Genomic DNA, 535 nt, shown 5'->3' with positions numbered 1-535 from the left:
TTTCACATCCTTCACAGGAAAAGAATGGTCAATATAATGGTCATGCAAACAAGTCATGATATCGTAAGGCTTTTCCCAACAGCAATAAACCTCGACCCCATTCCCAAACATATAACGAATAGCCTTGGTCTCATAACGTGCCTTCAATCGCACAGCCTTTATATTGAACAGATTTTCAAGCCTCTGTACTTCTCTCTCTATTTCTCTATATTTTTCCTTCTTTACCATATCCATAACAATCTCCGACCCTCAGTTTGTGGGGTACTGGAAACTTATTGTAGCAGATAGAAATCAATATTTGACTTGTCATAGTGTCCGACTATGACAATTACATTGTCGTCGGTCCTGCGGAGCTTCAAAGATACCAGTCTGCAAGCTCCTGAAAGGCGTCCTGATTAGCTTCGAAGTATTCGGAATCCGGAACCTCAATAGGAGGCTCATCAAGCTCTACGGGGTCTTGTAGACGCTCTATGTCGAGAACCTTTGACAGCATCCCATCTTCTAAGACGCTACCCCCACCTCTACCCATGTGAGA

2 protein-coding genes are annotated in these 535 nt (G+C 43.2%); both read right to left on the bottom strand.

The genetic code is table 11. The features are described from left to right. Positions 1–234 (bottom strand): hypothetical protein (locus KP705_RS16720; protein ID WP_215765068.1); only part of this gene is annotated, 234 nt, incomplete at its 3' end. Positions 235–355: 121 nt separating this feature from the next. Beyond that, on the bottom strand, positions 356–535 hold a 180-nt coding region (locus KP705_RS16715), incomplete at its 5' end, for a hypothetical protein (protein ID WP_215765067.1).

It is taken from the genome of Gluconobacter sp. P1D12_c (genome assembly GCF_018812105.1).
Classification (GTDB): Bacteria; Pseudomonadota; Alphaproteobacteria; order Acetobacterales; family Acetobacteraceae; genus Gluconobacter; species Gluconobacter oxydans_A.
This window is presented reverse-complemented; position numbering and strand designations above follow the sequence as displayed.